The 13,475-nt window shown below is 68.2% G+C and carries 16 protein-coding genes; 11 read left to right on the top strand and 5 right to left on the bottom strand.

All coding sequences use genetic code 11. The features are described 5' to 3' along the window. The first annotated feature begins 162 nt into the window (after positions 1-162). From tsf to ACFWUU_RS34610, 5 genes are all read left to right on the top strand, one after another. Positions 163-981: a translation elongation factor Ts gene (gene tsf, locus ACFWUU_RS34630; RefSeq protein WP_137259193.1), complete on the top strand. Its 819-nt coding sequence runs from the start codon at positions 163-165 to the stop codon at positions 979-981. Positions 982-1,030: 49 nt separating this feature from the next. Next, entirely contained in the window at positions 1,031-1,792 is a 762-nt protein-coding gene (gene pyrH, locus ACFWUU_RS34625; RefSeq protein WP_233715185.1) for a UMP kinase, read from the top strand. Between the two features lie 96 nt (positions 1,793-1,888). Next, on the top strand, positions 1,889-2,443 hold the full coding sequence (gene frr, locus ACFWUU_RS34620; RefSeq protein WP_267901785.1) for a ribosome recycling factor: 555 nt from the start codon (positions 1,889-1,891) through the stop codon (positions 2,441-2,443). Continuing rightward, positions 2,443-3,291, top strand: coding sequence for a phosphatidate cytidylyltransferase (locus ACFWUU_RS34615; protein ID WP_137259191.1), 849 nt, complete (start codon positions 2,443-2,445; stop codon positions 3,289-3,291). The genes frr and ACFWUU_RS34615 overlap by 1 nt, the downstream gene beginning before the upstream one ends. Further along, a complete protein-coding gene (locus ACFWUU_RS34610) occupies positions 3,288-3,878 on the top strand; it encodes a GNAT family N-acetyltransferase (protein ID WP_380182122.1) in 591 nt (196 codons plus the stop codon). Before ACFWUU_RS34615 ends, ACFWUU_RS34610 begins: the two co-directional genes overlap by 4 nt. Here the strand turns inward: ACFWUU_RS34610 and ACFWUU_RS34605 are convergent. Continuing rightward, on the bottom strand, positions 3,868-4,818 hold the full coding sequence (locus tag ACFWUU_RS34605; RefSeq protein WP_380182120.1) for an LLM class flavin-dependent oxidoreductase: 951 nt from the start codon (positions 4,816-4,818) through the stop codon (positions 3,868-3,870). The two genes, ACFWUU_RS34610 and ACFWUU_RS34605, sit on opposite strands and share 11 nt — an antisense overlap. A 28-nt stretch (positions 4,819-4,846) precedes the next feature. Then, a complete protein-coding gene (locus tag ACFWUU_RS34600; protein ID WP_380182118.1) occupies positions 4,847-5,248 on the bottom strand; it encodes a MarR family winged helix-turn-helix transcriptional regulator in 402 nt (133 codons plus the stop codon). Between the two features lie 62 nt (positions 5,249-5,310). Between ACFWUU_RS34600 and ACFWUU_RS34595 the strand changes: the two genes are divergently transcribed. From ACFWUU_RS34595 to pdxY, 5 genes are all read left to right on the top strand, one after another. Further along, complete coding sequence (locus ACFWUU_RS34595) at positions 5,311-6,189, top strand: LLM class flavin-dependent oxidoreductase (protein WP_380182116.1); 879 nt, start codon at positions 5,311-5,313, stop codon at positions 6,187-6,189. A 98-nt stretch (positions 6,190-6,287) separates the two neighbouring features. Continuing rightward, positions 6,288-6,959, top strand: coding sequence for a C39 family peptidase (locus ACFWUU_RS34590; RefSeq protein ID WP_380182114.1), 672 nt, complete (start codon positions 6,288-6,290; stop codon positions 6,957-6,959). Between the two features lie 34 nt (positions 6,960-6,993). Next, entirely contained in the window at positions 6,994-7,302 is a 309-nt protein-coding gene (locus ACFWUU_RS34585) for a SelT/SelW/SelH family protein (RefSeq protein ID WP_202878035.1), read from the top strand. Positions 7,303-7,343: 41 nt separating this feature from the next. Further along, positions 7,344-8,462 (top strand): 23S rRNA (adenine(2503)-C(2))-methyltransferase RlmN, encoded by a 1,119-nt coding sequence (gene rlmN / locus ACFWUU_RS34580; RefSeq protein WP_134111626.1) that lies wholly within the window; start codon positions 7,344-7,346, stop codon positions 8,460-8,462. 19 nt (positions 8,463-8,481) lie between these two features. Then, positions 8,482-9,333 (top strand): pyridoxal kinase PdxY, encoded by an 852-nt coding sequence (pdxY, locus tag ACFWUU_RS34575; protein WP_380182112.1) that lies wholly within the window; start codon positions 8,482-8,484, stop codon positions 9,331-9,333. On the opposite strand, the gene ACFWUU_RS34570 is transcribed toward pdxY, so the two are convergent. Then, on the bottom strand, positions 9,326-10,408 hold the full coding sequence (locus ACFWUU_RS34570) for an LOG family protein (RefSeq protein ID WP_380182886.1): 1,083 nt from the start codon (positions 10,406-10,408) through the stop codon (positions 9,326-9,328). The genes pdxY and ACFWUU_RS34570 overlap by 8 nt on opposite strands. Before the next feature lie 61 nt (positions 10,409-10,469). On the opposite strand from ACFWUU_RS34570, the gene ACFWUU_RS34565 reads away from it, so the two are divergent. Beyond that, positions 10,470-11,759: an aspartate aminotransferase family protein gene (locus ACFWUU_RS34565; protein WP_380182110.1), complete on the top strand. Its 1,290-nt coding sequence runs from the start codon at positions 10,470-10,472 to the stop codon at positions 11,757-11,759. 65 nt (positions 11,760-11,824) lie between these two features. On the opposite strand, the gene ACFWUU_RS34560 is transcribed toward ACFWUU_RS34565, so the two are convergent. Both ACFWUU_RS34560 and ACFWUU_RS34555 read right to left on the bottom strand, forming a co-directional pair. Then, positions 11,825-12,724 (bottom strand): amino acid ABC transporter permease, encoded by a 900-nt coding sequence (locus ACFWUU_RS34560; protein ID WP_380182108.1) that lies wholly within the window; start codon positions 12,722-12,724, stop codon positions 11,825-11,827. Beyond that, complete coding sequence (locus ACFWUU_RS34555) at positions 12,721-13,410, bottom strand: amino acid ABC transporter permease (RefSeq protein WP_137259181.1); 690 nt, start codon at positions 13,408-13,410, stop codon at positions 12,721-12,723. The genes ACFWUU_RS34560 and ACFWUU_RS34555 overlap by 4 nt, the downstream gene beginning before the upstream one ends. Between the last annotated feature and the right edge of the window lie 65 nt (positions 13,411-13,475).

Here is a 13,475-nt window from a genome sequence, read left to right as displayed (position 1 = left end):
GAGGAGACCGAGGCGAAGGCCGAGGAGACCCCGAAGGCCGACGAGGCCTGACAGCCATGGATGCCGCCCGGTCCCGCCGGGCGGCACCCCGCTGCGTCGCACGGTCCGCAACCGGGCCTGCCCCGCCCATCCAGCCGCATCGACAAGACGAGAGAACGAGGAATGGCGAACTACACCGCCGCTGACGTGAAGAAGCTCCGCGACGCCACCGGCGCGGGCATGATGGACGCGAAGAAGGCGCTCGAGACCACCGACGGCGACTTCGAGAAGGCGATCGAGGAGCTGCGCATCCACGGCGCGGCCAAGGCCGCCAAGCGTGGCGCCGAGCGGTCCGCCACCAACGGCCTGGTGGCCGCGGCGGAGAACGCGCTGGTCCAGCTCAACTGCGAGACCGACTTCGTCGCCAAGAACGAGCAGTTCCAGCAGCTCGCCGCCGACATCGTCGCGCACGCTTCGGCGAGCAAGGTCGGCGACGTCGAGGGCCTGCTGAACGAGAAGCTGACCGACGGCAAGTCGGTCGCCGAGAACATCGAGGCGCTGGCCGCCGTCATCGGCGAGAAGCTCGAGCTCGGCAAGGTGGCCGTGTTCGACGGCCAGGTGACCGCGTACATGCACAAGCGTGCGGCGGACCTGCCGGCCCAGGTCGGCGTACTGGTCGAGTTCGAGGGCGACAACGTCGAGGCCGCCCGTGGCGCTGCCATGCAGGCCGCCGCGATGCGCCCGCTGTACACCACCCGCGACGAGGTCCCGGCCGAGACGGTCGAGAACGAGAAGCGGATCGCCGAGGCGACCGCCCGCGAGGAGGGCAAGCCCGAGCAGGCGCTGCCGAAGATCGTCGAGGGCCGGGTGAACGGCTTCTTCAAGGACGTCGTCCTGCTCGAGCAGCCGTCGGTGACCGAGAGCAAGAAGTCCGTCAAGGCCGTGCTCGACGAGGCCGGCGTGACCGTGAAGCGGTTCGCCCGCTTCGAGGTCGGCGCCTGATCCCGACGAGGATCTGAAGAGGACAGCAACGAACGAGGAGGCCGGAATCGTGACGGAAACCCTGGGTACCGAGACGAATCCGGCCTCTTCGCCGTTCGCCCCGGCCTACCACCGGGTCTTGCTCAAACTGTCGGGTGAGGTGTTCGGCGGCGGCAAGCTCGGCGTCGACCCCGACGTGGTGAACTCGATCGCCAAGCAGATCGCCGACGTGGCCCGGGCCGGTGTCCAGGTCGCCGTCGTGGTCGGCGGCGGCAACTTCTTCCGCGGCGCCGAGCTGCAGCAGCGCGGCATGGAGCGGAACCGGGCCGACTACATGGGCATGCTCGGCACCGTGATGAACTGCCTGGCCCTGCAGGACTTCCTGGAGAAGCTCGGGATCGAGACCCGGGTGCAGACCGCCATCACGATGGGCCAGGTCGCCGAGCCGTACATCCCGCGCAAGGCCGAGCGGCACCTGGAGAAGGGCCGCGTCGTGATCTTCGGCGCCGGTTCCGGGATGCCGTACTTCTCCACCGACACCGTCGCCGCCCAGCGCGCGCTCGAGGTCGGCGCCGAGGCGCTGCTGATGGGCAAGCAGGGCGTGGACGGGGTCTACGACTCCGACCCGAAGAAGAACCCGGACGCGGTCAAGTTCGACCAGCTGTCGTACGACGACTTCCTCGCCCGCGGCCTCCGGGTCGCCGACGCCACCGCGATCAGCCTGGCCCGCGACAACGCGCTGCCGATCGTGATCTTCGGCCTGGAGGAGGGCAACATCGCCCGGGTGATCCACGGCGAGAAGATCGGCACGGTCGTCTCCCGGGGGCAATAACCCGGCGTACGGCGGCGTACCACTAGGATCGGTTGTCACAAGGCGCAGTAGGAGTGGCCGCATCGTCGCGGCCCAGAGGAAGCGAGGAATGTCGTGATCGACCAAGCTCTCCGCGAAGCCGAGCAGAAGATGGCGAAGGCCGTGGAGGTCGCGAAGGACGACTTCGCCGCGATCCGCACCGGCCGGGCGCACCCGCAGATGTTCGCGGGCATCCTGGCCGACTACTACGGCAGCCCGACGCCGCTGCAGCAGCTGGCCGGCTTCCAGGTCCCGGAGCCCCGGACCGTGCTCATCTCGCCGTACGACAAGGGCGCGATGGCAGCGATCGAGAAGGCGATCCGCGACTCGGACCTGGGTGTGAACCCGGGGAACGACGGCGCGGTGATCCGGGTGGTGATGCCGCAGCTGACCGAAGAGCGGCGCAAGGAGTACATCAAGGTCGCCAAGACCAAGGGCGAGGAAGCCAAGGTCTCGGTCCGCAACATCCGCCGGCACGCCATGGACCAGGTGCACAAGTCGGTCAAGGACGGCGATGCGGGCGAGGACGAGGGCAAGAGTGCTGAGAAGCGGCTCGACGGGTTGACGAAGAAGTACGTCGACTCGATCGACGACCTGCTCAAGCACAAGGAAGCCGAACTGCTCGAGGTGTGATGGGCGTCGACAGCACGCCCGCGCCGAGTCCTACTCCGAGCCGCGCCGGGCGAAATCTGCCCGCTGCGATCGCGGTCGGGGTGGGACTGATCGCGCTGATCCTCGGATCGCTGTACTGGCAGAAGGTCCTGTTCGTCGTACTCGTGCTGGCGACCGTCCTGGTCGCCGTCGACGAGATGATGAAGGCGCTCAAGACCGGCGGTGCGGCGATCCCGCGGATCCCGCTGTTCCTCGGTACGACGGCCATGCTGGCGGCGGCGTACTTCGGTGGCCCGATGGCGCTGCTGGTCGCGCTCGGGCTGACTGTGCTCGGCACGATCTTCTGGCGGATGCCGGGCGGATCGGTCGGATTCGTCCGCGACGTCAGCGCCGGCGTGTTCCTGATCGGGTATGTGCCGCTGCTGGCCGGGTTCGCGATCCTGCTGGCGCAGCCGGACGAGGACGGGGCCGGTCGCGTCGTCACGTTCTTTGCCGTCACGGTTGCGAGTGACGTCGGCGGATACGTCGCCGGCGTGCTGTTCGGCAAGCACCCGATGGCGCCGACGATCAGCCCGAAGAAGTCCTGGGAGGGCTTCGCCGGCTCGGCCCTGTTCTGTATCGGCGCCGGTATCGCCGCGGTGGTTCTGCTGCTGGACGGTGACTGGTGGGTCGGCGCGATCGTCGGCGCGGTCGCCGTACTGACCGCGACGGTCGGCGACCTCGGCGAGTCGATGATCAAGCGCGACCTGGGCATCAAGGACATGTCGAACCTGCTGCCCGGCCACGGAGGGGTGATGGACCGGTTGGACTCGCTGCTCGCGACGGCGCCGGTCGTCTGGCTGCTGCTGCACCTGCTGGTGAAAGCATGACGATCGCGCCGGACGGACGGCCCCTGGTCGGCGACGTCGTACGGCTGGATCGGATGCAGGAAAGCGATATCGACGAGCTGTACGCCGCGATCGTCAACGAGCAGGTGTACGCCGGGGGCTTCGCCGGCGGCCCCGGTGCGATGCCGAAGAGCGCGGACGAGATGCGGGCGAAGTGGATCCCGGCCGCGGCCAAACGGTTTGCGTACGTCGTCCGGATGGTTGCCGACGGCACCGTTGTCGGTACGTCGAGCCTCGCCGACGTCGACCTGGTCAACGAGCGGATCCACCTCGGCTACACCGGCTACGCACCCGCCGTCTGGGGGACCGCGGTCAACCCGGCGGCGAAGCTGCTGCTGCTCGAGCATGCCTTCGAGGTGTGTGGATTCGGCCGCGTGAAGATCCAGACCGGCTCGAAGAACACTCGCTCGCAGGCGGCGATCGCCAAGCTCGGCGCGACCCGCGAGGGCGTGCTGCGGCGGCACCAGCTGATGGCCGACGGATCGTTCCGCGACACCGTGGTGTTCTCGATCCTGGCCGACGAGTGGCCGGATGTGCGGAAGCGGCTCGAGGCCCGGATCAACCGATGAGCTTCGCCAACGAGGCGAGGAGCTCGTCCCGGTCGTAGGTGTTGGTCGTGATCAGCACCTCGTCCGCGGCTGTGCTTTGCACGAGGTCCTCCAGCGCGGCATGCACCTCGTCCGAGGTTCCGTAGTACTGGCCACGCAACGCGTTCTCGAAGAACTCCTGCTCGCGAGCGGTCATGGTCACAGGTACGTCGGGCTGCAGCGGCGGGAAGACGCCGCGAGTACGTGAGTACGCGCTGGCCCATGCCTCCGGCAACAACAGCCGACGGGCCGCCTCCGTGGTGTCCCCGACCGCAGCGGTGACGGCGAGGATCACGTAGGGCTGCGGAGCCCACGCCGACGGCTGGAAGGACGCACGGTAGGACGCGACAAGGTCCACAGCGTCAGGACGGGCAGCCAGGACGACAGGTAGCCCGAGCGACGCGGCGATCGAAGCGCCTGAACCGACGGCCAGGATGAACGGCGGGATCTCCAGCCCTTCACCCGGACGCGCGTGGACATCCGACGTACCGGCCAGATAGCCGAGCAGCTCCTGGACTTGTCCACTGAAGTCGTCCGCAGCGTCCTTCTCGACGCCGAGCGCCCGCCGTACCCCGTTGGTGAAGCCGACCGACCGCCCGAGGCCCATGTCGATCCGGCCCGGGTACAGCGACTCCAGTACGCCGAACTGCTCCGCCACGACGAGCGGATTGTGGTTCGGCAGCATCACCCCACCAGTGCCGACCCGGATGTGCGATGTGCGAGCAGCAACGGCCGCAGCCAGGACGGTCGGCGCCGAGCCCACCACTCCAGGAACGCTGTGATGCTCCGACACCCAGAAACGCTTGTAACCAAGGTCTTCCACCTGCTGAGCGAACTTCACCGTCGCCCGCAACGTCTCCGGCTCCGTCTCGCCAACACGCGTCCGAGAACGGTCCAGGACTGACAGCGGGACGGAGAGCATATTCAGTCCAACGGGTGCGCCGGAGCCCTCATTCCCCGAGCAGCAGCCGCAGAGCGTCCCGGAAGCGATCCGGAGCCGCCAGGGGAGCGAGGAACTCGCGCTCCACCTCCAGCCGAACCCGTTCCGCCTCATCAAAGGTCGACTGACCATGAGACGTCAGTACGACGACGTTCCGCCGCCGGTCCTCCGGGCTGCGCCGGCGCTCGACGAACCCACGCTCCTCCAGCCCGTCCAGCAGATCGCCGATCGACGTGCGGTCGACCCGCAGTCGGGCCGCGACCTCGAGCTGGGACAGGGGCTCGCCGGCGACGATCGCGGACAGCACCGCCAGGTCGCGGCCGTTCAGACCGTGCGGAGCCAGCGCCTTGGTCTGAGCCTCGGTGAGCTCCGCCAGGACGTGTTTCAGCAGATACCCGAGCCGATCAGACATGCCACCCAATCTACCGCCACACTGATCGTCAGTAGTCCTGATCATCAGTTATCCTGACGATTATGCAACCGACCTTCGGTCTGAAGACCACCCCGATGCATGTCCCGTACGCCGATATCCGCCGCGTCTGGCTCGAAGCCGACGAAACCCCGCAGATCCGCGACGCCTGGCTGTGGGACCACTTCCTCCCGCTCGCCGGCCCGAAGAACGGCGACGTCCTCGAGGGCTGGACCCTGCTCACCGCGCTCGCCGCGCAGACCACCCGGCTCCGCCTCGGCCTGCTCGTCACCAGCAACCGGATCCGCCCACCGGCCGTCCTCGGCAAGATCGCCAGCACGCTCGACGTGATCTCCGGCGGCCGGCTGATCATGGGCCTCGGCGCGGGAGGCACCCTCCAGCCGACCGGCCCGAACCCGGCGATCGAGGAGTACGCCGCCTACGGCCTCACGCTCGTCCCACCGGGGGAGGGCGTCGATCGGCTCCGCGAGACCATCGAGATCCTGCGCCGGATGTGGACCGAGGACGAGTTCGACTTCCACGGCAAGCACTTCACGCTCGAGCGCAACCGCAACGCGCCCAAGCCGATCCAGCCCGACGGGCCGCCACTCCTGATCGGCGGCTGGGGCAACCGGATGCTCCGGCTGATCGCGGAGTACGCCGATATCTGGAACATCAGCGGCCCGCCGCACACCGACTTCGACACCCTCACCGACCGGGTGCGCCGACTGGACGCGGAATGCGCCCGGATCGGACGGGATCCAGCCACGCTCAGCCGCTCCCTGCAGCAGATCGTCTCGTACGACGACCCGGCCGAAACGCGCGCGATCGTCCAACGAGCCGTCGACCTGGGCTTCGACCACATCGTGCTGTCGCTGCCGCGCCCGTACCCGGATCACGCCGTGCGCTGGCTGGTGCGGGAAATCATCGACCCTTTCCACTGAGCTCGAATGGTTCGGTGATTTTTTCACCCGGACCACCAAGTTGTGTGTCAGTATCAAACACAGGACGATCCGCCCCGGTCGTCCAGTGAGGAGCTGACATGACCCCCACGACGAAGTTCAAGGCCGCGCTCTGCGGTCTCGCCCTCATCGCAGCCGCCGCCCTCCCGCTGTCCCCGGCGACCGCGCAGCCCACCGCCCCCGTCGATGCAGCCCATGCAGCCGCGGTCAAACCGGTGCCGAAGCTCGGCTTCTCGACGCAGACCGTCCGGACGCTGAACATCGACTTCCAGTACCAGCAGACCGGCTACTGGTGCGGCCCGGCCGCGACCCGGATCGCCCTCTCGGCCCGGATCTCGCCGCCGAGCCAGCAGCAGCTGGCCAACGAGCTGCCGACCACGACCAACGGCACCGACTGGATCGGCCAGGTCACCCGGGTGCTCAACAACCACCTCGGCACCGGCTGGTACGAGACGAAGGAGATGCCCAACGACCCGCCCACCCAGGCGCAGCGTGACCTGCTCTGGCGGGACGTCGTCCTCGACATCAACAACAACTACCCGATCGTCGCCAACATCGTTGCCCCGGCCAACAACCACCCGCCGGGCTACCCGAACTACACGATCTACCACTACTTCACGGTGATCGGGTACGACGACAGCGACCAGACCGTCCTGATCGCGGACCCGGCCGGGTTCGCGCCGACCGCGACGTACTGGCTGACCTTCAACCAGCTCGCCACGCTCATCCCGCCGAAGGGCTACTCGGCCTGAGGCCGGCTCTCGTCACGGCGATACCTTGGTCGCCGTGACGAGAGAGCCGCGGTTGGAGATCGAGTACTGCACGCAGTGCCGGTGGTTGATGCGGGCGGCGTGGACCGCCCAGGAGTTGCTGACCACCTTCCCGCAGGAGCTGGGCGAGGTCGCGTTGGTCCCGGGGACCGGCGGGGTGTTCGACATCAGCCTCGACGGGGAGCTGCTGTGGTCGAGGAAGGCCGAGGGCGGGTTCGCCGAGATTCCGCTGCTCAAGCAGATGGTGCGGGACCGGATCGCGCCGGACCGCAAGCTCGGCCACTCCGACCGCAAGCCCGCGGGTGACGCGGGTCATGGGATGTGAATTTGTGAACGGTAGTCCGGGCTTGCGACAATAGGTCGGTTATGACTACCTCCCTTCCCCTTGTGTTCGATGAGCCGCGCCGCGCCAAGAAGCCGCCGCGGCACCTGGCCGACCTCACGGGGGAGGAGCGGCGTACTGCGGTTGCCGCGCTGGGCGAGCCCGCGTTCCGGGCCAAGCAGCTGTCCAACCACTACTTCTCCCGGCTGGTGTCCGACCCGGCCGAGATGACCGACCTGCCGGCCGCGACCCGCGACAAGCTGGTCGCCGACCTGATGCCGCCGCTGCTGACCCGCGTCCGCGACCTCGAATGCGACAACGGGGAGACCCGGAAGACGCTGTGGAAGCTGCTCGACGGCTCGCTGGTCGAGTCGGTCCTGATGCGGTATCCGGGCCGCGCGACGATGTGCGTGTCCTCGCAGGCCGGTTGCGGGATGGCGTGCCCGTTCTGCGCGACCGGTCAGGGAGGCCTGACGCGGAACATGTCGACCGCGGAGATCGTCGAGCAGGTCGTCGACGGTGCGCGGGCGCTGGCGCGCGGCGAGATCGCGGGCGGCCCCGGGCGGGTCAGCAACATCGTGTTCATGGGCATGGGCGAGCCGATGGCCAACTACAAGGCCGTGATGGGCGCCGTACGCCGGTTCACCGATCCGTCGCCGGAGGGTCTGGGGATCTCGGCCCGTGGCGTGACGGTATCGACGGTCGGCCTGGTGCCGCGGATCAACCAGCTCGCGACCGAGGGCATCCCGGTCACGCTCGCGCTGTCGCTGCACGCGCCGGACGACGAGCTGCGTGACGAGCTGGTGCCGATCAACAACCGCTGGAAGGTCGACGAGGTGCTCGACGCGGCCTGGGGGTACGCGCGGCAGACCAAGCGGCGCGTCTCGATCGAGTACGCGATGATCCGCGACATCAACGACCACGCTTGGCGGGCCGACCTGCTCGCGGAGAAGCTCAACGCGCGCGGCGACTGGGGCTGGGTGCACGTCAACCTGATCCCGCTGAACCCGACACCGGGCTCGAAGTGGACCGCCTCCGACCCGGCCGACGAACGCGAGTTCGTCCGCCGCCTCGAGGCCGCCGGCATCCCCACCACCGTCCGCGACACCCGCGGCCAGGAAATCGACGGCGCCTGCGGCCAGCTCGCCGCGGCCAGCAAGTAGCCGAGGGGATGATCGGTCGGTGAAGATCCTTTCGATTCAGTCGGCGGTTGCCTACGGGCACGTGGGCAACTCGGCCGCCGTGTTCCCGTTGCAGCGGATCGGTGTCGAGGTGCTGCCCGTCTACACGGTGAACTTCTCCAACCACACCGGGTACGGCGCGTGGCGTGGGCCGATGATCAGCCCGGACGACGTACGCGAGGTTCTGCTCGGGATCGAGGATCGCGGCGTACTGCCGCAGATCGACGTGGTGCTCTCGGGCTACCAGGGCGGCGAAGGGATCGCGGACGTGATCCTCGAGGCGGTGGAGCGGGTCAAGGCGGCCAATCCCAACGCCGTGTACTCCTGCGACCCGGTGATGGGGAACGCGAAGTCCGGGTGCTTCGTCGCCCCCGCGATCCCGGTGCTGCTGCGCGACCGGGTGGTTCCGGCGGCCGACATCATCACGCCCAACCAGTTCGAGCTGGGCTTCCTCACCAACACCGAGCCGGACACGCTGGAGTCCACGCTGGCCTCGGTCGAGCTGGTGCGCGCGACCGGACCGCGTACGGTGCTCGTCACCAGCGTCGAGCGTCCCGACCGCGAGGACGGCACGATCGAGATGCTGGCCGTCGACGACAGCGGCGCGTGGCTCGTGCAGACGCCGTACATCCCGATGAAGGCGAACGGGTCCGGCGACGTGACGGCCGCGCTCTTCACGGCGCACTACCGCCGTACGGGCGATCTGGCCGAGGCGCTCGCGCGTACGACGTCGAGCGTCTTCGACCTGCTCACACGCACCCACGAGTCGGGAGAGCGCGAGCTGCAGCTGGTCGAGTCGCAGGACGCGTACGCCAGCCCGCAGATGCAGTTCAAGCCGCAGCGCGTCAGCTGACCAGACCGGCGGCCTCGTCGATGGTGTCGACCAGGTGGAGGCGCATGTGGCGGCCGGTGGCTAGGGACTGGAGTAGGGGCCAGACCGGGAGCTGATTGGTCCAGTAGTCGGTGCCGACGAGGATGAGCGGGATCTGGGTGGCTGCGTCGCCGTAGTAGTTCGGGGTGGCTGCCTGGAAGACCTCCTGGACGGTGCCGGCCGCACCGGTCAGGTAGATGATGCCGCCGCGCGCCCGGCCGAGCAGGACGTCCTCGCGCTGGGCATTCGAGAAGTACTTCGCGATCGCGCCGGCGAACACGTTCGGCGGCTCGTGCCCGTAGAACCAGGTAGGAATCGACACTCCGCCGTCACCGGGGTACTGCGAGCGCACGGCGAGGCCCGTGGACGCCCACGCGCCGATCGACGGCCGGAACGACGGTACGGCGGCCAGCTGGTCCAGAGCCGCGTCGACAGCGGCATCGTCGTACGCGGTCAGCGACGCGCCGAGGTTAGCGGCTTCCATCGCTCCCGGACCGCCTCCGGTGACGACCATCCGGCCCGCGCGGGCGAGGGTGCGGCCGAGCAGTACGGCGGAGCGGTAGTCGCCGCTGCCCCGCAGTACACCGTGGCCGCCCATCACGCCGACCCAGGGCTTGTCGGCGGGGAGCTCCGTGAGGGCATCCGCGATGGCGTGGTCGTGGAGCGCCGCGGCCAGGGTGCGGCTGGTGTCGCCTTTCTCGTCCTGCTGGCGGGACCAGGCGTAGATGCGCGCGTCCGGCGTGGCGTCGTACCCGTGCTCGAGACCGGCGTACAGCTCGTCGGCGTCGTACAGCCGCCCGCGGTACGCGTCGAACGGCAGCTCCGGGATCGCGGGGAACACCAGCCCGCCGCCGTCGCGGACCCACGCGTCCGCCTTCTCCTCCAGCACGCACCCGAGGAACAGCGACCCCATCGGCTTCAGCCCGACGATCTCCGCCGTACGGCGGGTCAGATCCACCGACTGCACCCGCCAGCCCGCCATCGCGGTAGCCCCCGCGGCCAGCAGCCGGTCGAAGTGCTCCAGGGACTCGATATCCACATGCGGGATGCTCGGCATTGTCACGGAGAGCACCCTAACCGCGATAGACGTGCACTATCAGGTGAGGTAAAGGTTGGACATGACACATGCGGAGCTCTGGGAGCGTCACAAGGCCGTCATGCCGGCTTGGCTCGCGTTGTACTACGAGGAGCCGATCGAGATCGTCTCCGGATCCGGGCGGCGGGTGACGGACGGTGAGGGCAACACGTACCTCGACTTCTTCGCCGGCATCCTGACCAACGCGATCGGGTACGACATCGCGGAGATCTCGGACGCGGTGCGTGAGCAGCTCGGCACCGGGGTCGCGCACACCTCGACGGTGTATCTGATCCGGAAGCAGATCGAGCTGGCCGAGCAGATCGCCGAGCTCTCCGGGATCCCGGACGCGAAGGTGTTCTTCGCGAACTCCGGCACCGAGGCGAACGAGACGGCCCTCCTGCTCGCCACCCAGAACCGCCGCTCCAACCAGGTCCTGGCGATGCGCAACTCGTACCACGGCCGCGCGTTCGGCACGGTCGCGATCACCGGTAACCGCGGCTGGTCCGCGAGCAGCCTGTCGCCGGTGAACGTGCAGTACGTCCAGGGCGCCTACCGGTACCGCAGCCCGTTCCGCGACCTGTCGGACGCCGACTACATCAAGGTCTGCGTCGACGACCTGCGCAACGTTATCGAGACCACGACCTCCGGCGACGTCGCCTGCCTGATCGCCGAACCGATCCAGGGCGTCGGCGGGTTCTCGTCGCCCCCCGACGGGCTGTACGCCGCCTTCAAGGAGGTCCTCGACGAGTACGGGATCCTGTTCATCTCCGACGAGGTGCAGACAGGCTGGGGCCGGACCGGTGACCACTTCTGGGGCATCCAGTCGCACGACGTCGTACCGGACGCCATGACGTTCGCGAAGGGACTCGGCAACGGGTTCGCGATCGGCGGGGTCGTCGCCAAGGCCGACCTGATGGACAGCGTCAAGGCGAACTCGCTGTCCACGTTCGGCGGCAACCCGATCTCGACCAGCGCGGCGAAGGCAACGATCGACTACCTGCTCGACAAGGACCTCCAGGCGAACGCGGCCAAGCGCGGCGCACAGCTGGTCGACGGCCTGCGCGGGATCTCCGACGAGTTCCCGGAGATCGGCGACGTCCGCGGCAAGGGCCTGATGCTCGCCGCCGAGCTCGTCAAGCCGGACGACAACAGCCCCGACGCCGCCAGCACCGCCAAACTCCAGCAGGAGACCAAGAACCGCGGCCTCCTGGTCGGCAAGGGCGGCCTCTACGGCAACGTCCTCCGGATGGCGCCCCCGATGACGCTGACCGAGGAAGAAGCCGCAGAAGCCCTCGAGATCATCCGCGACTCCTTCAACACCTTGCGCTGAGCAACGAGCGGTCCCTCCACAACGGAGGGACCGCTCGTCAGCTGGTCGGTTTCGATGAAGTTGCTTCAGTTGTTGGGGTCCGGTGTGTCTGCGACCGCGGTGAGGCCGGCGGTCTGGTCGACCGGGTCGGCGGTCAGGGGGCCGCCGGCGGAGCGGCCGCGGCGGCGCATGAGCGACTCGACGCGCTGTGCGACGACGGTCAGCAGGTAGTTGATCACGATGAAGATGACCGCGATCACGATGAACGAGGGCACCAGGTTCGACTTGTAGTTGCCGATCTGCTCCGCCTTACGGAGGAGTTCCTCGTAGGTGATGATGTAGCCCAGCGCGGTGTCCTTCAGGATCACGACCAGCTGGCCGACGATCGCCGGCAGCATCGCGGTGATTGCCTGCGGCAACAGGACGAGGCGCATCGACTTGCCGCTGGTGAGACCGATCGCCATCGCGGCCTCGCTCTGCCCCTTCGGCAGCGAGTGCACCCCGGACCGGACCAGCTCGGCCACCACGGAGCCGTTGTAGAGCGTGAGCCCGGTGACGACCGCCGCCAGCGCATAACGCTCCGGCGGGAAGAGCTCGTACTTGGCGTACAGGGCATACGTGAACAGCATCATCAGCAGCACCGGCACCGCGCGGAAGAACTCGACTATCACACCGCACGGCCACCGCACCCATGACTGGGTCGAGAGCCGCCCGACACCGAGGAGGACGCCGACGGCCATCGCGAACACCACCGAGATCGCGGCGGCCAGCAGTGTTCCGCCCAGGCCCGGCAGGATGTACTGGGTCCAGATCTCGGCGGTCAGGAACGGCTTCCACTTGGCCGCCGCCAGCTGGCCCTTCTCGTTGAGCTTGTCCAGCACGAACCACAGCGCGAGCAGGATCGCCACGACGGCGACGACGCCGACGCCGAAGTACAGCCGCTTGGCGCGCGGTCCCGGCGCGTCGAACAGTACGGTGCCGCTCATCGTTTCACCGCCAGCCGCTTCGACATCGACGTGAACAGCACGCCGACCGGCAGCGTCAGGATCACGAAGCCGAGCGCGAAGATCCCGAACACGACGAAGATGACGTCAGGCCGGTTCTCCATCATCACCTTCATCACGGCGGACGCCTCGGTCACGCCGATCACGGAGGCGACGGTCGAGTTCTTGGTCAGCGCGATCAGCACGTTGCCCAGTGGCGCGATCGCGCCGCGGAACGCCTGCGGCAGGACGACGTACCGCAGGGTCTTCAGGAACGGGAGGCCGATCGCGCGCGCCGCCTCGGCCTGACCGAGCGGGACCGTGTTCACACCGCTGCGGATCGCCTCGGCGACGAACGACGCGTGGTACACCGACAGGCCGAGTACGGCGAGCCGGAAGTTGTTGTCGTTGATGAAGGTGTGCGAGTCCTTGTTCGCCAGCGCGAGACCGAGCTGCACGAACAGCCCGAGGTTGCAGAACACGATCACCAGGGTCAGCGGCGTGTTCCGGATGATGTTCACGTACGCGGTGCCGAGGATCTGCAGTACCCGGATCGGGGACACCCGCATGACCGCGACCACGGTGCCGATCACCAGTGCCAGCAGCGCCGACAGCAGTGTCAGGTAGATGGTCGTCCGGAACGCTTGCAGACCGTCGTACTCGGAGAAGAACTCCGATATCACGTCCATATTTCTCCTGCTGGGAACGAGGTGGAGACCGAGCCGCCGCAGACTGCCGGGGAGGAACCGCGAAC

Source organism: Kribbella sp. NPDC058693 (genome assembly GCF_042715335.1).
Lineage (GTDB): Bacteria > Actinomycetota > Actinomycetes > Propionibacteriales > Kribbellaceae > Kribbella > Kribbella jiaozuonensis.
This window is presented reverse-complemented; position numbering and strand designations above follow the sequence as displayed.